Source organism: Anaerolineae bacterium (assembly GCA_013178015.1).
Classification (GTDB): Bacteria; Chloroflexota; Anaerolineae; order DRVO01; family DRVO01; genus Ch71.
The window spans coordinates 1-18,035 of record JABLXR010000067.1; the positions used below are offsets into that span (position 1 = coordinate 1).

Sequence of the window (18,035 nt, forward strand, 5' to 3'; positions counted from 1 at the left end):
GGAGACAGGAGTAGAGGAGACAGGAGCAAAGGAGTAAGGGAGGCAGGAGTGGAGGAGACAGGAGCAAAGGAGTAAGGGAGGCAGGAGTAAAGGAGACAGGAGTAAAGGAGTAAGGGAGGCAGGAGTGGAGGAGACAGGAGTAAGGGAGTAAGGGAGCCAGGAGTTGGGAGGAGGGAATGGTAGGCCAGGACGGCGATAGCACGGCGCTAGGCAAACCTGGTGCAGCAGATGACAAGTTGTTCTGCCATCGGCTGTCTGCTGTCTCCTCCACTCCTGTCTCCTTTACTCCTGTCTCCTCTACTCCTGTCTCCTTTACTCCTGCCTCCTGCAGTTGACATGGACATAAGTGAGTTGCAGCGGGAAGTGAATGAGTTCGTGCGGGAAATGGGGTGGTATGATGAAGGCTCGCCCCGGCCGCAGACGCCTCGGAACCTGGCCATCTCGCTCTGTCTGGAGGCGGCGGAGGTACTGGAGCACTTCCAGTGGAGCGATGATTTCGACCGGGAGGAGGTGGCCCTGGAACTAGCAGACGTGTTTCACTACGTGCTACAGTTGTCTGCCATTCTGGGTGTGGACCTGGAGCAGGCGGTGATGACCAAGTTGCAGCACAACCGCGGGAGACGCTGGTGAAGCGGGTGGTGCTGATCGAGGGCGACGGGATCGGTCGCGAGGTGATCCCGGCCGCGGCCGAGGTGGTGCGCGCCACCGGAGTCCAGGTCGAGTTCGTCTCCGCCGAGGCGGGGTGGGAGTGCTTCCAGCGCTCGGGGACGGCCCTGCCGGTGGAGACGCTGGCCCTGGTCCGAGAGAGTGACGCGGCCCTGTTCGGGGCAGTGTCGTCGCCTCTGCACCGGGTGGAGGGCTATCGAAGCCCCATCGTGGCTCTGCGGCGGGCGCTGGACCTGTACGCCAACCTGCGGCCGGTGTTCTCTATGCCCATCCCCGCCAGCCGCCAGGGCATCGACCTGCTCGTCGTGCGCGAGAACAGCGAGGGCCTGTATTCCGGCCGGGAGCGGCGCGAGGGCGATACCGTCATTGCTGAGCGGGTGATCAGCCGCAAGGGAAGCGAACGCATCGTCCGCGTGGCCTGTGAGCAGGCCATGAGCCGCCACCGGCACCTGACGGTCGTGCACAAGGCCAATGTCCTGCGGGAGAGCGACGGGCTGTTCCGCGAAGTAGCTTTTGAGGTGGCCCGATCGTACCCGGACCTGGCGGTCGAGGAGATGCTGGTGGACACCGCTGCCCTCAGGCTGGTCACCGAACCGGAACGGTTCGATGTGCTGGTGACCACTAACCTGTTCGGCGACATCCTCTCCGACGAGGCCGCCGGGCTGGTGGGGGGGCTAGGCCTGGCCCCTTCGGCCAACGTGGGCGAGAAGCACGGAGTGTTCGAGCCGGTGCACGGCTCGGCGCCGGACATTGCCGGCAAGGGCATCGCCAATCCCAGCGCTGCCATTCTGGCGGCGGGCATGATGCTGGAGTACCTGGGCGAGGCCCAGGCGGCTCAGAAGGTGCGGCAGGCGGTGCTGGCGACGCTGCGAGATGGCCCGCGTACGCCGGACCTCGGTGGGAGCGCGGCGACGGAGGATGTCAGCCGGGCGGTCATCGGCCGCATGTCGGCGTAGCGAGATCAGGGAGTAAGGTGAGTTGTGGCCACCATTCGGCTGCGGGATGTTAGATGATCCGGCCCTTCATGTAGCGCGATCGGACCGAGCCTCGCAGGCGGCGTGCTGGGGAACTCATCGGGTCGTCGTGGGGGCGAACCTCGTGTTCGCCCGTGGAATCTGGGACACGCTGATGGGTGTGGCGGGCGGACCAGAGGTGAGCGTAGCGCCCTAGTCGTTGTCATGTCGTCGTAGAGGCGAACCTTGTGTTCGCCCGTGGAATCTGGGACACGCTGATGGGTGTGGCGGGCAACACGAGGTTCGCCCCTACGAGACTGGCGCTGGCGCCAGCGTGGGACGGCACGAGACCAGCCCTTGACGGAGGCGTAGGATGGCGCATGTAGGCTCGGTCGAGCTTCTGATCCTGGGACTCTTGTGCCTGGTGCCCCTGGTGCTGGCGCTGATTGCGGTGATCGTGGTGTTGGTGGTCAGGGCCGGGCGAGGAGAAGAGCCCCAGCCCCCGGCTGGTGGGGACGATACAAGTGGCGGAGGAACAGGCAATGGCTAAGGAAGTGGAATGCCCCGAGTGTGGGGCCATCGTAGAGCTGGAGGACGATGTCATCAGCGGCGAGATCGTAGAGTGCCCTGACTGCGCGGTGGAGCTGGAGGTAACCGGCCTGGAGCCACTGCGGGTCGAGGTGGCTCCTGAAGAAGACGAGGACTGGGGCGAGTAGCCCACAACATGCGGGTCGGCTTCCTGTACTCGCGGGTCCGGGTGGAAGAGAAGCTTCTCCTGGAGGCACTCGACCGGCGCGGGGTGGCATACGAGCTCCTGGACGATCGGGCCCTCGTGTTCGACGTGACCGGGGGGCCAGGCCCCCTGGCCTACGACGTTGTGCTCGAGCGTTGCGTCAACCAATCCCATGCCCTCTACGCCCTCAAAGTACTGAACGACTGGGGGATTCGCACCGTCAACCGTTTCGAAGTGGTGCGCGACTGCGGCGACAAGCTGTATACCACTTCGCTGCTGGCGGCTGCCGGCATCCCGCAGCCGCGGGTGAAGTTGGCTCTGACGCCTGAGTCGGCGCTGGCGGCCATCGAGGAGTTCGGCTATCCCGTGGTGCTCAAGCCGGTGGTGGGGTCGTGGGGGCGCCTGCTGGCAAAGATCAACGACCGCGAAGCGGCGGAGGCTGTGATCGAGCACAAGGAAGTCCTGGGCAGCTACCAGCACGGTATCGTCTACGTGCAGGAGTACGTGGACAAGCGGGGCAAGGACATTCGGGCCTTCGTGGTCGGGGACGAGACCATCTGCGCCATCTACCGCGAATCGCCCCACTGGATCACTAATACGGCCCGAGGGGGCAAAGCTTCCAACTGCCCGGTTACGGACGAGCTGGGTGAGTTGTGCGTGCGGGCGGCGCGGGCCGTGGGTGGCGGGGTGGTGGCAGTGGACGTGTTCGAGGCCGGGGACCGAGGTTATCTGGTGAACGAGGTCAACCACACCATGGAGTTTCGCAACAGCATTGCGCCCACAGGCGTTGACATCCCTGGGCGGATCGTGGACTACGTCGTGGCCGTGGGGGAAGGACGGGCACCATGAAGGTCTCCATCGCCGGCGGATCGGGGTACGCAGGGGGCGAGCTCCTACGGCTCCTTCTGGGGCATCCCGAAGTCGAGGTGGGGCAGGTGACGGCAGAGAGCTCCGCCGGTCGCTACGTGTACAGCGTGCACCCCAACCTGCGCGGGGCTACATCGCTCAAGTTCGTGCCCTTGAGCGAGTTGGAGCCCTGTGACCTGCTCTTTCTGGCGTTGCCCCACGGCATGGCGATGGACCGCATCGAGGAGTTCGCCAGGCTGGCGCCCAGGGTGATTGACCTGAGTGCCGACTTCCGGCTTCGCGAGCCGGCTGCCTATCCTCGCTGGTATGGACGCGAGCACCCCCACCCGGAGTGGCTGTCGAAGTTCGTATATGGCATTCCCGAGCTGCACCGGGAGGAGATCCGGGCCTCCAGATACGCCACTGGGGCCGGCTGCAACGCCACCGTGACCATCCTAGGCCTGAAGCCTTTATACGAGCGCGGGCTGGTGGAGCGGGCGGTGGTAGAGGTGAAGGTGGGGTCGTCTGAGGGTGGCAACACCCCCAGCCTGGCCTCGCACCACCCCGAGCGCAGCGGGGCGGTGCGCTCCTTCGCGCCTACGGGCCACCGGCACCAGGCCGAGATGCAGCAGGAGCTGGCCTTTCACGGCTGGCCAGAGATCCACTTCTCTGCCACGGCGATCGAGCTGGTGCGGGGCATCCTTCTCACCGCCCACTGTTTCCTTAAGGAAGGCCTGGCCGAACGCGACCTCTGGAGCATCTACCGGGAGGCCTACGGCGCCGAGCCATTCATACGTCTGGTGCGGGACCGGCGCGGGGTCTACCGCTACCCGGAGCCCAAGATCCTGGTGGGCAGCAACTTCTGCGATGTGGGCTTCGAGGTGGACCCGGAGAGCAACCGGGTGGTGATCCTGGCCGCCATAGACAACCTGATGAAGGGAGCGGCGGGCAACGCGGTGCAGGCCATGAACGTCATGTGTGGCCTGGACGAGCGCGCTGGGTTGGAGTTCACCGGGCTGCATCCGGTGTAGGAAGTGATGCGTGACACGTGATACGTGATACGTGATGCGCGACGAGTAAAGCGTGTCACGTGCCGGGTGGATGCTCGCTAATCACGCATCACTCGTCACGCGTCATGTGTCAGCCTGATTGGAGAGGGTTTGCGCATCCTGGCGATCGCGGATGAGGTGGACCAGCGGCTTTACGGGCCGATCCTCAAGCAGCGGTTCAGTGACGTCTCTCTCGTCCTCAGTTGCGGCGATCTGCCCATCTACTACCTGGAGTTCATCGTCAGTGTGCTCAACGTGCCCTTGCTCTACGTGCGGGGCAACCACGCCCAGGCGCAAATGTCAGCCTCGGGAGAGGTGAAGACCGAGCCGGAAGGGTGCGTCAACATAGACGGTCGCGTGGTCAAGGAGCGGGGACTGCTGATCGCCGGGCTGGAAGGGTCCATGCGGTACAGCGACGGTCCGCACCAGTACACCGAGGCCGAGATGCGGCTCAAGGCACTGCAGCTGGCGCCACGTCTTCTGTTGAACCGGTGGCGTCATGGCCGGTATCTAGACATCCTGGTGACCCATGCTGCCCCCTTCGGCATACAGGACGCCGCCGACCTCTGCCATCGAGGGTTCAAGGCTTTCGTCTGGCTTATGGATCGTTTCCGGCCGCGCTACCTGATACACGGGCACATTCATGCCTACACGCCCGGTGTGGTAACCGAGAGCCTGTACCGGGAGACCCAGGTACTCAATGCCTTTCGTTATCGGCTGATAGAGATACCCGACGAGAGCCTGCTCGACTGACATTCTTCTGCTCACGACGGGAGGCACGCAATGGCGTCCTATGATCGGGACTCCAGGCTCCAGGCGCGACAGCACTTCCGGGAGGCGCGAAAGGAGGCCTTTGTCAATGAGATACGAAGCCTGCTTTCCGGCGAGCCGGTGGACCTGCTTTCCTTCAAGGAGGTGCAGCGCCGTCTGGGAGTGCAGACTTGTGCCATGGGCCGGCTGGAGACAGTACCTCTGAACAAGATCGTGGGCAGCGAGGGACGGTACCAGGATTTCGACCGCGAGTTCCTACCTCTGCACACGGACACGGAGAGCCGGTGGGAAAGCCTAGATGCGGCTTTCATCCGTATGGAGAACATCCCGGCCATAGAGCTATACAAGGTGGGGGACGTCTACTTCGTGCGGGACGGCAACCACCGAGTCAGCGTCGCCCGCCGGCACGGCGCTGAGTTCATAGACGCGTGGGTGGTGGACTGCCCATCGCGCATTCGGCTGGACCCGGGCGTGGACGTCAGGCGGCTGTTAGTGGAGGAGGAGCACCTAGACTTCCTCAAGCGTACTCGCCTGGACGAGATCCTGGGCACCGACATCCGCCTCACCGCTCCTGGCGCCTACGACGCCCTGGAGCGGCACCTGGATGGGCATCGGTACTTCCTGGGCCAGGAGCGAGGAGAGCCGGTCGCCTTCGAGGAGGCGGTGAGGTCCTGGTATGAGCGGGTGTACCTGCCCACAGTGGAGGTGATCCGGCGCACGAACATCATGAGCCGGTTCCCTGGCCGGACCGAAGGTGATCTGTACCTGTGGGTGCAGGAGCACCACTACTACCTGCGCGAGAGGGAGGGGGACGGGGTATCGTTGGAGCAGGCGGCGCAATCCTTCGCCCACCGGTACGGGGTCAGATGGTATCATCGGGCCAAGGCCTGGGTGATTGGCAAGGTGGCGCAAGTTCTGGGGGTGGTGGTGTCATGGCTGAGGCGCTAGTGGTGGTGAAGGTCGGCGGCAGCGAGGGCATAGACTACGATGCCGTCTGTGGCGACCTGGCCCGCCTGCTGAAGGAGGGAAGGCGGGCCATCCTGGTGCATGGGGGGTCCGCTGAGACGAACCGGCTGGCGGAGAAGCTGGGCCATCCGCCGGAGTTCATCACTTCGGAGTCGGGCTTCGAGAGCCGGCGCACCGACCGCGAGACCATCGAGATCTTCGAGATGGCGTATTGCGGCAGGATGAACAAGATGATTGTCGAGAAGCTGCAGGCCCTGGGAGTGAATGCTGTGGGTCTGTCAGGGCTGGACGGCCGGCTCCTGGAAGGGCCGCGCAAGAAGGCCATCCGGGCTCTGGTCGGGGGTAAGCGGGTGCTCATACGAGATGACCTCTCGGGCAGGGTGGACACAGTCAACGTCGGCCTGCTGACGCTGCTGCTGGATGCCGGGTACACACCCGTGGTGTCTCCGCCCGCGATCTCCCACGAGAACGAAGCCATCAATGTGGATGGCGACCGGGCTGCCGCCGCCATCGCGGAGGCTATGGGAGCCGAGGTTCTGGTGTTGCTGTCCAACGTGCCCGGGCTACTGCGGTCGTTCCCGGACGAGAGCACCCTCATTCGGCGGGTGGACGTTGCCGACGCTGACGCGTACATGGAGTTTGCCCAGGGGCGGATGAAGGTGAAGGTGCTGGGCGCGGTGGAGGCGGTCCGGGCCGGCGTGGGGCGGGTAGTGCTGGCGGATGCTCGGGTGGACGAGCCCATCCGCCGGGCGCTGGCGGGCGAAGGGACGACGGTGGCGTGAGTGCAAGCCACGGCCGAACCAGGCGCGCGGCGGGCTCTGGTGGCGCTCGAGGGGTGGCCGACGAGGGAAGACCAAAGGAGCGAGTTATGAAGGCGTTTGAGTTTCCTGTGAAGGTGCTCCGTGGAGGGAAGATTCAGTTGCCCGAACACGTGCTGAAGCAGTTGCCGGGCGACGGTGTGGTCCGAGTGATAGTGCTCCTCAATGAGCCCGGAGACCGTGAAGAGGGAGAGGCATGGTCCCGACTGGCGGCGCAGCAGTTTCTCTCCGGCTATGCCGCGGCAGACGCGGTTTACGACACAATCTAGGCCGTGGCCAGGTATCGCCCGGGGGAGATTGTCCTCCTGAGGTTCCCTTTCGCTGACGCAGTGGGGGCGAAGCGGCGCCCGGCGCTTGTTATGCTGGATGTTGACGACGATGACATTGTCGTAAGCCGCGTGACCAGCCAGGCTTGTCAGACGCCCTTCGACGTGGAGGTGTCAGCCTGGCAGGAAGCAGGACTCCTGCTTCCGTCGGTCGTTCGCCTGCACAAGCTGGCGACGCTGGAGAAGGGGCTGGTGGAACGGCGCCTGGGAGCACTGAACCATGATGACTGGCAGCAGGTGCGCTCGAGGGTGCTGGAGCTCTGGTCTTCGATCTGACCGCATGGCTGCCACGGCCAGGCTCCGGTTCTGCCACGACGGCCGCCCGAGCGCGGAGCATTGTATGCAGGGCACAGCCGCGGTGGTGGAGGCGGTCCGGGCCGGCGTGGGGCGGGTAGTGCTGGCGGATGCTCGGGTGGACGAGCCCATCCGCCGGGCGCTGGCGGGCGAAGGGACGACGGTGCAGGCTATAGGGAACAGGTCATAGGGGATAGGGAAGCGACACCGGTAGCCGTTCTGTTCGGCCGAAACGGTCTTCTGTCTGGGCCCTGCCAGAGGACCGAGGGGTGGCAATGCATCGGTTCCTCACTGTAATCGAGAAGGCAGGCGGGGACTACTGCGCCCACTCAGCGGATTCTGCGGGTTTCATGGCGACGGGCGGAACCGGGATGAAGCCACCCAGAGCACGCTCGAAGCGGCGAGGTCCATGTGCAGGGCCTCCGCTGAGGCCGTCTCCCCGTGCCGGACTCGGAATCCTTGGCCGAGTACATCGCCGTGTCGTGGGAGCAGAAGAGAACCGAAGCTGCGGGTCAGCAAGATTGGCGGGCGAGCGACATTGAGCGCAGGCGGCGCCTGCCGCTCGTTGTTCGAGTGGCCTGGGCGCTGTAGCCCGTATCGGAGTGAATGATGCAGTCGAGAGTTGACTACGCCGCCATTGAGGACCAGTACACCGCCGGAGTCTACCCGAAACGGGGCATTACCCTAGTGCGGGGGGTGGGTGCCCGCGTCTGGGACGACGCCGGTCGGGAGTACATTGACTGCGTGGGGGGGCATGGGGTGGCCAACCTTGGTCACTGTAACCCGGACGTGGTGCAGGCCATCCAGGAGCAGAGCAGAGCATTGCTGACCTGCCCGGAGATATTCCACAACGATCGGCGGGCCGCTCTGCTGGAGCGCCTGGCGCGCGTGACCCCGCCGGGGCTGGACTACGCCTTTCTGTGCAACTCAGGGACGGAGGCGGTGGAGGCGGCCCTCAAGTTCGCCCGGGTTGCCACCGGGCGCACGGGCATCGTGGCCACCATGCGCGGTTTCCACGGGCGCACGCTGGGTAGCCTCAGCCTCACCTGGGAGAAGGACTACCGCGAACCCTTCCAGCCTCTGGTGCCAGGGGTCAAGCACGTGCCCTACGACAAGCTGGAGGCCATGTCTGAAGTCGTGGATGGGGACACCGCAGCGGTGGTGGTGGAGGTGGTGCAGGGCGAGGGCGGCGTGCGGCCCGGGAGCGCCGACTACTTCCAGGGCCTCAGACAGCTGTGCCAGGAGCGGGGGGCGCTGCTGGTGGTGGACGAGGTGCAGACCGGATTCGGGCGCACTGGCAGGATGTTTGCCTGCGAGCACCATGACCTGGTGCCCGACATCATGACCATGGGGAAGGCGATCGCCGGGGGAGTACCCATGGGCGCGGTCGCGTTCACGCGGCAGGTGCGGGAGGCGTTACGTCCGGGGCTCCATGGCTCCACCTTCGGGGGCAATCCCCTCGCCTGCGCTGCTGCCATTGCCACTCTGGACTACCTGGAGCGCACCGGTCTGCCACGCCAGGCGGCGGAGAAGGGTCTCTACTTCCGGGAGCGGCTGCGGGCCATCAATGCGCGGGTCATCCGAGACGTGCGTGGGCTGGGGCTGATGGTCGGGGTAGAATGCCGGACCAAGGTGCAGCCCTACCTGGAGGCGCTGATGGAGAGGGGGGTGCTGGCTCTGCCGGCCGGGAGCACAGTGCTGCGCTTCCTTCCGCCCCTGGTGATCGAGCTGGAGGACTTGGACCAAGTGGCCGAGGCGGTGGCCGAAGTCCTGAGGTGAGCTTGGATCCGGTTGCCTTGCTGGAGCGGATGCTCTCTATCCCCAGCCCCTCCGGGCGCGAAGGGAAGCTGGCCTGCTATCTGGCCGAGGCGATGGCTGGTCTGGGGTTCCGCGCCTGGGTGGACGAGGTGGGGAACGCGGTCGGTGAGCGGGGCGAGGGCCAGGTAGAGGTGGTGCTGCTGGGTCACATGGACACCGTTCAGGGGGAGATCGCGGTTCGTCGGGTGGGCAAGCTCCTCTATGGACGAGGGGCGGTGGATGCCAAGGGGCCACTGGCGGCCTTCATCGCGGCCGCCTCGCGGGTGGACCCGCCTCGCGGCGTGAAGCTGGCCATAGTAGGTGCGGTCGAGGAGGAGGCAGCTACCTCGGCGGGAGCCCGGCACATCCTGGGACGCTACTCGCCGGCCTCGGTCGTGATCGGGGAGCCTAGCGGCTGGGACCGAGTGACGATCGGGTACAAGGGCCGCCTGCTGCTGGACTACCACCTGGAATCCGACGCTGCTCACAGTGCCCGAGATGAGGCGACGGTCTGCGAGCGGGCGGTGAACTTCTGGCTGTGGGTACGAGGATTCGCCGATGCCTACGGTGCCCACCAGCCCCGCCGCTTCGATCGGGTGGACAGCGCTCTGCGACGGTTCGAGTCGGGGAGCGATGGCCTGCGCGAATGGGTGGATATGGAGGTGGCCCTGCGGCTTCCGCCTGGCTTCCCAGTGGCGGATTTCCGGGGCCCGGCCGTCGAGGCCGCGAGACCGGCACAGCTGGGCTTCCGCGGCTACGAACCGGCCTATCGGGCGGACAAGAACACGCCTCTGGTGCGTGCCTTCCTGGCCGCCGTCCGTGCCCAGGGCGGCCAGCCTCGATTCTCAGTCAAGATGGGGACCTCGGACATGAACGTGGTGGGCCCGGTCTGGAACTGCCCCATCGTGGCCTACGGTCCGGGAGACTCCGATCTGGATCACACTCCCGATGAGCACCTGGACCTGGAGGAGTACCACAGGGGCATCGCGGTGCTGGAGAGCGCACTCAGCTCGCTTATGAGGGACCTGGCTTCTGGGTGAGGCGTCCGAGGGCGAGTCGCTTGGCCTCGAACCAAGCGCCAGAAGGGGATTGAAATGCCTCCTTCGGGTGGCTACAATGGGCTTGTCAACGCCAACCAGGCCCCGTGCCACCCTGTGGGGTGGCGGTATTGCCTCGCCTGTTCGCGCGTCTACCCGACCTGAAGGAGGTGTCCACCAGAAGAGTAAGGCTGACGAAGTCCGATCCTATCGGGCCGACCTACAGCATCGCCCTATGTTCGGGCTGTTGCTGTGTCCGCAGCACTGAGGAGAGAAGCATGGCTGAGAACAGACTCTCTCGACGTGGTTTCCTCACTGTGGCCGGCTTGGCCGCCGGCGCCAGTCTGGCGGCTGCCTGCGCGGGAGCCGCCCCCGCCCAGCCGACGCCGGCGCCGGTCGAGGCCACGGCCGCGCCCGAAGCCACCGCTGCCCCCACCGCCGTGCCGGCCGAGGCTACCGCTGCGCCTGAGCCTACAGCGGCCCCCGTCTCTAAGTACAACGAGTCGCCCATGTTGGCCGAGAAGGTGGCCGCGGGGGAGCTGCCTCCGGTAGAGGAGCGCTTGCCGAAGGAGCCGCTGATCGTCGAGCCCATCTACGAGGTGGGGCAGTACTGCGACACCATTCGTCGAGCTAACACCACCAGCGCCGATATCGGCGACTGGTTCACCCAGGTCCGCGAGGGCTTCACCCGCTGGGACTACACCACCGGCCAGATACGCACCATCCCCAACATCGCCAAGAGCTGGGACATCGAGGATAACGGGGCCACCTATGTGTTCCACCTGCGCGAGGGCATGAAGTGGTCCGACGGTGAGCCCTTCACCGCCGACGACATCATGTTCTGGTACGAGGACATGGCCCTCAACAAGGAGCTGAACCCGGTCTTCCCCTCCTGGTTGATGGTGGGTGGCGAGCCCCCGGTAGTGGAAAAGATCGACGACTACACGGTCAAGTTCACCTTCGCCAAGCCCTACGGGCTCCTGCTCGAGTACACCGCCTTCCGCGGCTCGGAGATGATCGCCCCCAAGCACTACCTCTCCCAGTTCCATCCGAGCTATGTGGAGAAGGCGGAGCTAGACAAGAGGGTGGCAGAGGCCAAGTTCGAGCATTGGTACCAGCTTCTGGCCAACCGGAACAGTGCCTACAACAACAAGGACTTGCCAGTGCTGCTGCCTTGGAAGGTGGAGGTCACCCCAGATCAGGGCCGCCTGGTGGCGCACCGCAATCCGTACTACTGGAAGGTGGACACTGCGGGCAACCAGCTTCCCTATTTCGACCGCTTCGTGGCTGAGATCGCCCAGGAGCAGCAGGCGGTGCTCATGAAGACCGTGGCCGGCGAGGTGGACTACCAGTACCGGCACATGGGCTTTGCCAACTACTCCTTCCTCACGGAGAACGAGGAGCGGGGCAACTACACCGTTCTCCAGTGGACGGGCGGATCTCTGCCCACGATCTACGTCAACCACAGCGTCAAGGACCTGGAACTGCGGAAGCTGTTCCAGGACGTGAGGTTCAAGCAGGCGTTGTCCCTCGGGATGAACCGGCCGGAGATGATAGACCTCTTCTGGAACGGCATCGGGGAGCCGATGAACGCGGTCAGCCGGCCAGGCGGCCTGTACTGGAAGGAAGGCTACGGCAAGAACTGCGTCGAGTACGACCCGGATCGGGCCAATGCCCTGCTGGACGAGATAGGGCTGGACCAGCGCGACAGCGAGGGCTATCGCCTGCGGCCCGATGGGAAGCGACTGCAGTTCCTCATGGAGAACTACCCGGCTGAGCTGGGCGCTCCTGCCTATGACATCTTCAGCCAGGTGGCCACCTACTGGCAAGAGCTGGGGCTGGATGCCCGCGCCAAGGAGATCGAGCGCTCGCTCTGGTCTCAGCGGGCTCTGGGCAACGAGATTGACATGCCTGCCTATGGCATTGACGAGATCCAGTGGACCCTGGCGCCCAGCGTCTATGTGCCCTATGGCACCTCGTATTGGGCGCCTGGCTTCGCCCCCTGGGCGCTGAACCCCGAGGCCGGAGAGGAGCCGCCGGACGACATCAAGCAGCTCATCACCTGGTACGAGGAGCTCAAGGCCGAACCGGATCCGGCCAAGCGCGAGGAGCTGGGCCACAAGATACTGGACCAGCACAACGAGCGAATCTACATCATTGGCACCGTTCTGGTGGGCATCCTGCCCATGATCCGTCACAACACCATGATGAACGTGATGGAGAAGGCAGTAGGCGACTGGTGCACCCTGCACGAGTCCATCAGCTGGCCGTTCCAGATGTGGAGGAAGGAAGCGTAACGCTATCAGGGGCAGGGGCGCCCGCCACTGAGGGCGCCCCTGGTTCCTCGTGGGCGGATGGTGAGGGAAGGGGGGTGATACCGCCGTTGGCCTGCACGCCTGGGGCGCCGCGTGCAGGCTGACCAGGGGACTAGGCGTCCAGGCTCGTGGCCCCACTCTAGAGGCGTAGGGTACCGTGCGTGCTGCCCTACGGCAGGAGAAAGAGCATGTTCGAAGGCACAATCACCAGACGTTCGTTTCTCCGAGTAGCGGGTCTTGCCTCCACCGCGGGGGTGATGGTCGCCTGCGGTGCGTCACCGCAGCCGGCCCCCACCCAGGAGCCGGAGGCTACTGCCGTTCCGGTGAGCGAGGCTACTGTGGCTCCTGCGCCAGCAGAGACGGCGCCAGTGTCCAAGTACTCGGAGGCCCCGAGCCTGGCGGCGAAGGTGGCGGCTGGCGAGTTGCCGCCAGTGGAAGAGCGGCTGCCGGCCGAGCCCTTTGTGGTCGAGTGCTACCATGAGGTGGGCCAATACTCCGGTGATCTCCGTCGCACCCTCACCGGCCCCACTGACTTGACCGGCAACCGTGTCATACTCTGGGACAACTTCGCGCGTTGGGACTACCGTACGGGCAGGCTGGAGCCCATCCCCAATATGGTCACCGGTTGGGACATTAGCCCGGACGGCAAGACCTACACGTTCCGTCTGCGCCGTGGCATGAAGTGGTCCGATGGCGAGCCCTTCACGGCCGACGACATCCTGTTCTGGCAAGAGGCAATCGCCCTGAACAAGGAGCTGAGCCCCAGCTACCCCAGCTGGCTGACCTCGGGCGGAAGGCCGCCTGCGATTGAGAAGATCGATGATTACACCGTCAGCTTCACCTTCGAAGTTCCGCACGGCATTCTGATCGAGACGCTTTGCTTCCGCGGGTCGGACCTGATCGCGCCCAAGCACTATCTCTCGCAATTCCATCCCGACTATGCTGATGCAGACGAGCTGGCTGCGAAGGTAAAGGCGGCCAACTTCGAGCACTGGTACGAGCTCTTTGCCAACCGTAGGGACGACCAAAACAACCCCGACTTGCCGGTGCTCTGGGCCTGGAAGGTGGAGCAGCCTTTCCCCGGCGAGCGGATGGTCCTGGTTCGCAACCCCTACTACTGGAAGGTGGACACGGAGGGCAAGCAGCTGCCCTACTTCGACCGGTTGATAAACGAGCTCTCGTCCAACAATGAGATGTGCCTCATGCGGGCCATCGCTGGCGAGATCGATCTCCAGTACCGGCACCTGGGCTTCTCCGACTACAGCCTACTGGTGGAGAACGAGGAGAATGGCAACTACACCATCCTGGAGTGGCAGTCTCCTTCCACCGGCAGCACAGTCTATGTCAACCAGAGCTATGGCGATCTGGGTCTCAGGGAAGTATTCCAGAACCGTGATTTCCGGTACGGTCTGTCGCACGGGATCAACAGAGATGAGATGAACGACCTCTTCTGGTACGGTATGGCCACCCCGTACAACCCGGCCGGCAGCCCCGCTGACCCCCATTGGGTGGAGGGCTACGGCTCCACCGCCCTGGAGTACGACGTGGACTTGGCGAACGAGTACTTGGACAAGGCCGGTCTGGATCGGCGGGATGGCGACGGCTTCCGCCTTCGGCCGGATGGCGAGCGTCTGCAGCTGCTGCTGGAATGCTATCCGAGCGAGGAGGGTGGCCTGCTCATAGACATCTTCAGCCAGGTAGCTGCGTACTGGCGGGAGCTGGGCATTGAGGCGACAGCGAAGGAGATCGAGCGCTCACTGTGGGCGCAGCGAGCCCAGGCTAACGAGTGCATGATGCCTTCCTACGGCTGCGCCGGGCTGAACTGGATTCTGGATCCCACTTGGTACGTGCCCTACGGCAGCTGCTATTGGGGGCCTCTGTTTGCTCAGTGGGCCATTAACCACGAGGCCGGCGAGGAGCCGCCGCCCTTGATCAGGGAGATAATCGAGTGGTACGAGCAGCTCAAGAGTGAACCCGATCCGGAGAAGCGGCTGGAGCTTGGCCGTCGCATTCTCGGAAGGCACAACGAGGAGCTATTCATCATTGGCACCTGCCGCATAGGTATCAACCCTTGCCTGGCCAAGAATGACATGGTCAACGTACTGGAGGATCCGCCCGCCGACTACCGTTCGCACCACGAGGGCATTACCTGGCCCTTCCAGGTCTGGCGGCGCGGCGAACAGGTCTAGCGGCAGCATCGGATCAGCCATGAGGGGCAGGTTACGCCTGCCCCTCTCGCGTCACGAATCGTAAGTCACCCCTTGCAGGAGCCACCTCATGCTCATCGACTTCCACTACCACAGCGGCCAGCGCTCTATCAAGCCCGAGGACCTAGCCAACCCCATTACCTGGGAGGAAGGGATCGCCCGGTTCGTGGAGCGAGGGGTGGACAAGGTGGTCATGCTGGCGGGGTCGGCCGCTGGCACTCCCGAGTCCACCTTCAACGCCCACTTCCTCTACTACCCCGGCACCTCGATCCGGGACCAGGTTCTCAAGGCAAAGGAGTATCCGGACCGAATCATCCCCTTCGGCAACCTGGACGTGCGCTGGATGGGCAATGAGCCCGATGCCGACTTCGGGCCGCTGCTGGACTGGTTCCAGGAGCAGGGATGCCTGGGCATTGGCGAGATCACTAGCAACGTCCCCATTGACGACCCCCGTACGGTCAACATGTTCCGCCAGATCGGGGACCGCGGCCTACCAGCTCTCATCCATAACGTGGGCTACCTTCCCGGCACTTACGGGTTGCAGGACCATCCCGGAGCCATAGGCCTGGCCCGCCTGCTGCGGGAGGCTCCCCAGACCACCGTCATCGGCCACGGACAGGGCTTCTGGGCGGAGATCGGGGCGGGGCTGACCGTGGAAGAGAAGATGCGCTACCCCAAAGGGCCGATCGCGGAGGAGGGCGCGCTGCCCAGGCTGCTGCGCCAGTACCCCAATCTGTACGGGGACATCTCGGCGGGGAGTGGGCACAACGCTCTTAGCCGCGACCCCGACTACGGCGTGCGCTTCATCAATGAGTTCCAGGATCGGCTGCTGTTCGGCACGGACGAGTCCTTCGGCCGGCCAGAATTGCGCATGCCTCACCACGACTTCCTGAAGGAGCTCCTGTCCCAGGGCAAGATCACCCGAGAGGCTTTTGAGAAGATCACCTACAAGAACGCCCTGCGGGTACTGGGGCTGGAGAAGTAGGGGGTCTGAACCCATAGCAAGAAGGGCTAGGGCCAACTTCGGGGAGAAGTGAGGGCGGCACCTGTAGCCGCCTGGGGGCACGCAGAGGCGGACCCTGCGAGACCGTGGCCACCGGTCCCGCGCCTGCAGTCCTGTGCACTGCCCCCGCACATGGGCAACCCTAGAGCCCCTGGCCCGACAGGCAATACCACAAGAGCTCAGAGTACTAGGTTGGGAGGCATCAGTGCAGAACGAACGGGGCAATGGCACCCTGATGGCAGCCGCGGTCAGCGTTGACATAACGCCGCCAGTGGGCTACGAACTGGGCGGGTATGGCGCCCGCAAGGAGCCCAGCAATGACGTACACGATCCCCTGCTGGGTCGACTGCTCCTTCTCGACAATGGGCAGACGCGTTCCGCCGTCGTGACGCTCGACCTGCTTGGGCTGTCATGGGAGCACACTCAGGCCATACGCAAGGGGGTGAGAGAAGCAGCTGGCGTCCCCGAGGTGCAGACGCTGGTCAACTGGTCTCACACCCACGCCGGGCCCGACACTCGGAAGTACGACTGCTACCTCTCGCAGGTAGTGGAGAAGCTCGCCGGCGCGGCCCAGGTGGCCCTGCGAGAGCTCGTCCCGGCCGAGGTCTTCTACGCCGAGGACGCTATAGAGTTCAACGTCAATCGCAGGCGCCTAAGCGCCGAGGGAAAGGTGATCATGGCCCCGAACGAGGCGGGTGTGGTTGACCGGCGCGTGCGGGTGCTGCGTTTTGACACGGCTGAGGCTCGGCCGGCGGCCGTGGTCTTCCATGCTGTCTGCCACGCCAACGCCTTGCGTTCTGAGAACCTGGCCATCAGCGCTGACTTCCCCGGCTATGCTCAGGAGCTGGTATCGCTGGCCTTTGGGCCCGGGTGCACTCCCATGTTCATGCAAGGGTGCACCGGCAACATCCGGGCCAATCTCGGCGGCGGCGACGGGTTCCGCAGCGGCGACGAGGAGGACCTACGCTGGTGCGGCTACTCGCTCGGTGGGGCGGCGGTGAGGGCGGCCTCACGGGCTGGCACCCTGGAGGGCCGGGCGGGAGGTGCCGTGGGCAGCGCCTTGGGCGGGGCCGAGACGGTCCTGGACCTGCAGGACTACGAGGGCAACCCCCTGCCCTATCCCATCCAAGCCCTGCGGATCGGCGAGGTGCTCATCGTAGCGTTGCCGGGCGAGCCGGTGGTCGAGTACGGTCTGTGGCTGGAGGAGCGCATCGAGGGCTGGCAGCAGGTGCTGGTGGCCGGATACTCGAACAACGGTCGGGCGGGGTACCTGGCCACGGCGGAGCAGTATGCCGAGGGAGGATACGAGGCCAGTCCCCCCGCATCCAAGCTGTCGGCGGAAGCGGAGCCGGTGGTTTTGGAGGCGGCGGAAGCTGTGGCCGCACAGCTGCTCTAGCGCGAGTGGTGGATGCGCTAGTGCTGCCGAAGTTGGCCCGGCTAAGTGGCCGTTTCCTCAGGTAGCTCGGAGGTGATGCCCTGTCGCGTCATGGGTATCCCGCTCTCGTGCCAGCGCAAGGAAGGGAATCAGGAGAAAGCGAAGTGTACCGACCGGATTACGAGAACGCCCGCCGGGAGGCAGGGTTTCGGTGGCACGTGGGGAGCAGCCAAGCCGCCCTCAGGGAGGTGACCGGCATCCCCATAGAGCAGTTCAACCTCGACCCCGACGCCTGCATCGAGGCATACCGGCGGGGGCAACCCATTCTCGATGAGCTATTCGGAGACGCAGTGGGGCCGGTGCCCATCGCCACTCCGGCCGTGAGCTACGGGCACGTAAACGGCCTGGGGTCGGAGCTCATCTTCCCCGAGGGCGGGGAAGTGGCGCACACTCACATCTACACCTCTCTGGAGGAGGGCATCCAGGCTCTCAGGCAACCGGTTGACTTCGCCACCGCCGGTATGGCGCCCTTCTTCCTGGACTTCTGGGAGAAGATGAGGGCCGCCTTCCCCGGCCGCGAGGTAGGCTTCTCTTACGGGTTGGAGGGGCCCATCACTACTGCCTGGGAGCTGCGCGGGGAGGGCTTCTTCACTGACATCTTCGATCAGCCGGAGCGGGCCCAAGAGTTCCTCGGCCTGGTGGTGGACAGCATACTGGAGTTCCACCGCTTTCGCTGCTCGGTGAGCGGGACAGTAGGGCGATTGCATCTAAGTGGTTAGTGTAGGCAAGGAACCTGCAGGAGGTGGGGAGCAGCGATGTAGGGAGAGGGGGCTGTCATGGCTGGAGCGAGTCTGGTGGAGCACTTCTCGGAGCTGACCG

Annotated in this window: 19 protein-coding genes; all 19 read left to right on the forward strand. The window is 64.8% G+C overall.

Annotated elements, in window-relative coordinates; genetic code table 11:
• Positions 1-336 precede the first annotated feature (336 nt).
• The 19 genes from HPY83_18145 to HPY83_18235 all read left to right on the forward strand — a co-directional run bounded on the left by HPY83_18145 (position 337) and on the right by HPY83_18235 (position 17,935).
• A complete protein-coding gene (locus HPY83_18145; protein NPV09868.1) occupies positions 337-630 on the forward strand; it encodes a nucleotide pyrophosphohydrolase in 294 nt (97 codons plus the stop codon).
• A complete protein-coding gene (locus tag HPY83_18150; protein NPV09869.1) occupies positions 624-1,622 on the forward strand; it encodes an isocitrate/isopropylmalate dehydrogenase family protein in 999 nt (332 codons plus the stop codon). Before HPY83_18145 ends, HPY83_18150 begins: the two co-directional genes overlap by 7 nt.
• A gap of 370 nt (positions 1,623-1,992) precedes the next feature.
• Positions 1,993-2,169: a hypothetical protein gene (locus HPY83_18155; protein ID NPV09870.1), complete on the forward strand. Its 177-nt coding sequence runs from the start codon at positions 1,993-1,995 to the stop codon at positions 2,167-2,169.
• Positions 2,162-2,335, forward strand: a complete 174-nt coding sequence (gene lysW / locus HPY83_18160) for a lysine biosynthesis protein LysW (GenBank protein NPV09871.1) — start codon at positions 2,162-2,164, stop codon at positions 2,333-2,335. The genes HPY83_18155 and lysW overlap by 8 nt, the downstream gene beginning before the upstream one ends.
• 8 nt (positions 2,336-2,343) lie before the next feature.
• Positions 2,344-3,201 (forward strand): lysine biosynthesis protein LysX, encoded by an 858-nt coding sequence (gene lysX, locus HPY83_18165; protein ID NPV09872.1) that lies wholly within the window; start codon positions 2,344-2,346, stop codon positions 3,199-3,201.
• The gene (locus tag HPY83_18170) at positions 3,198-4,229 is read left to right on the forward strand and encodes an N-acetyl-gamma-glutamyl-phosphate reductase (GenBank protein NPV09873.1); all 1,032 of its coding nucleotides are present in this window, start codon (positions 3,198-3,200) and stop codon (positions 4,227-4,229) included. Before lysX ends, HPY83_18170 begins: the two co-directional genes overlap by 4 nt.
• A 129-nt stretch (positions 4,230-4,358) precedes the next feature.
• The gene (locus HPY83_18175; protein NPV09874.1) at positions 4,359-5,000 is read left to right on the forward strand and encodes a metallophosphoesterase; all 642 of its coding nucleotides are present in this window, start codon (positions 4,359-4,361) and stop codon (positions 4,998-5,000) included.
• A 30-nt stretch (positions 5,001-5,030) separates the two neighbouring features.
• The gene (locus HPY83_18180) at positions 5,031-5,966 is read left to right on the forward strand and encodes a hypothetical protein (GenBank protein ID NPV09875.1); all 936 of its coding nucleotides are present in this window, start codon (positions 5,031-5,033) and stop codon (positions 5,964-5,966) included.
• Positions 5,951-6,766: a [LysW]-aminoadipate kinase gene (locus HPY83_18185; protein NPV09876.1), complete on the forward strand. Its 816-nt coding sequence runs from the start codon at positions 5,951-5,953 to the stop codon at positions 6,764-6,766. Before HPY83_18180 ends, HPY83_18185 begins: the two co-directional genes overlap by 16 nt.
• An 86-nt stretch (positions 6,767-6,852) precedes the next feature.
• Positions 6,853-7,071: a hypothetical protein gene (locus HPY83_18190; GenBank protein NPV09877.1), complete on the forward strand. Its 219-nt coding sequence runs from the start codon at positions 6,853-6,855 to the stop codon at positions 7,069-7,071.
• Positions 7,072-7,074: 3 nt separating this feature from the next.
• Positions 7,075-7,404, forward strand: coding sequence for a type II toxin-antitoxin system PemK/MazF family toxin (locus HPY83_18195; protein ID NPV09878.1), 330 nt, complete (start codon positions 7,075-7,077; stop codon positions 7,402-7,404).
• Between the two features lie 64 nt (positions 7,405-7,468).
• A complete protein-coding gene (locus HPY83_18200) occupies positions 7,469-7,612 on the forward strand; it encodes a hypothetical protein (GenBank protein NPV09879.1) in 144 nt (47 codons plus the stop codon).
• Between the two features lie 419 nt (positions 7,613-8,031).
• Positions 8,032-9,201 (forward strand): aspartate aminotransferase family protein, encoded by a 1,170-nt coding sequence (locus HPY83_18205; protein NPV09880.1) that lies wholly within the window; start codon positions 8,032-8,034, stop codon positions 9,199-9,201.
• On the forward strand, positions 9,198-10,259 hold the full coding sequence (locus tag HPY83_18210; protein NPV09881.1) for a [LysW]-lysine hydrolase: 1,062 nt from the start codon (positions 9,198-9,200) through the stop codon (positions 10,257-10,259). Before HPY83_18205 ends, HPY83_18210 begins: the two co-directional genes overlap by 4 nt.
• Before the next feature lie 506 nt (positions 10,260-10,765).
• Positions 10,766-12,553: an ABC transporter substrate-binding protein gene (locus tag HPY83_18215; protein ID NPV09882.1), complete on the forward strand. Its 1,788-nt coding sequence runs from the start codon at positions 10,766-10,768 to the stop codon at positions 12,551-12,553.
• A 206-nt stretch (positions 12,554-12,759) separates the two neighbouring features.
• Positions 12,760-14,760: a hypothetical protein gene (locus HPY83_18220; GenBank protein ID NPV09883.1), complete on the forward strand. Its 2,001-nt coding sequence runs from the start codon at positions 12,760-12,762 to the stop codon at positions 14,758-14,760.
• An 88-nt stretch (positions 14,761-14,848) separates the two neighbouring features.
• The gene (locus tag HPY83_18225; protein NPV09884.1) at positions 14,849-15,763 is read left to right on the forward strand and encodes an amidohydrolase family protein; all 915 of its coding nucleotides are present in this window, start codon (positions 14,849-14,851) and stop codon (positions 15,761-15,763) included.
• A gap of 223 nt (positions 15,764-15,986) precedes the next feature.
• A complete protein-coding gene (locus HPY83_18230; protein ID NPV09885.1) occupies positions 15,987-17,177 on the forward strand; it encodes a hypothetical protein in 1,191 nt (396 codons plus the stop codon).
• Between the two features lie 143 nt (positions 17,178-17,320).
• Entirely contained in the window at positions 17,321-17,935 is a 615-nt protein-coding gene (locus HPY83_18235; protein NPV09886.1) for a hypothetical protein, read from the forward strand.
• The last annotated feature ends 100 nt before the right edge of the window (positions 17,936-18,035 follow it).

Bases quoted from the DNA above. Each gene is read 5' to 3' on its own strand.
- HPY83_18145 (NPV09868.1), top strand. From the start codon at position 337: ATGGACATAAGTGAGTTGCAGCGGGAAGTGAATGAGTTCGTGCGGGAA.
- HPY83_18155 (NPV09870.1), top strand. From the start codon at position 1,993: ATGGCGCATGTAGGCTCGGTCGAGCTTCTGATCCTGGGACTCTTGTGC.
- lysW (NPV09871.1), top strand. From the start codon at position 2,162: ATGGCTAAGGAAGTGGAATGCCCCGAGTGTGGGGCCATCGTAGAGCTG.
- lysX (NPV09872.1), top strand. From the start codon at position 2,344: ATGCGGGTCGGCTTCCTGTACTCGCGGGTCCGGGTGGAAGAGAAGCTT.
- HPY83_18170 (NPV09873.1), top strand. From the start codon at position 3,198: ATGAAGGTCTCCATCGCCGGCGGATCGGGGTACGCAGGGGGCGAGCTC.
- HPY83_18180 (NPV09875.1), top strand. From the start codon at position 5,031: ATGGCGTCCTATGATCGGGACTCCAGGCTCCAGGCGCGACAGCACTTC.
- HPY83_18185 (NPV09876.1), top strand. From the start codon at position 5,951: ATGGCTGAGGCGCTAGTGGTGGTGAAGGTCGGCGGCAGCGAGGGCATA.
- HPY83_18190 (NPV09877.1), top strand. From the start codon at position 6,853: ATGAAGGCGTTTGAGTTTCCTGTGAAGGTGCTCCGTGGAGGGAAGATT.
- HPY83_18200 (NPV09879.1), top strand. From the start codon at position 7,469: ATGCAGGGCACAGCCGCGGTGGTGGAGGCGGTCCGGGCCGGCGTGGGG.
- HPY83_18205 (NPV09880.1), top strand. From the start codon at position 8,032: ATGCAGTCGAGAGTTGACTACGCCGCCATTGAGGACCAGTACACCGCC.
- HPY83_18215 (NPV09882.1), top strand. From the start codon at position 10,766: ATGTTGGCCGAGAAGGTGGCCGCGGGGGAGCTGCCTCCGGTAGAGGAG.
- HPY83_18220 (NPV09883.1), top strand. From the start codon at position 12,760: ATGTTCGAAGGCACAATCACCAGACGTTCGTTTCTCCGAGTAGCGGGT.
- HPY83_18225 (NPV09884.1), top strand. From the start codon at position 14,849: ATGCTCATCGACTTCCACTACCACAGCGGCCAGCGCTCTATCAAGCCC.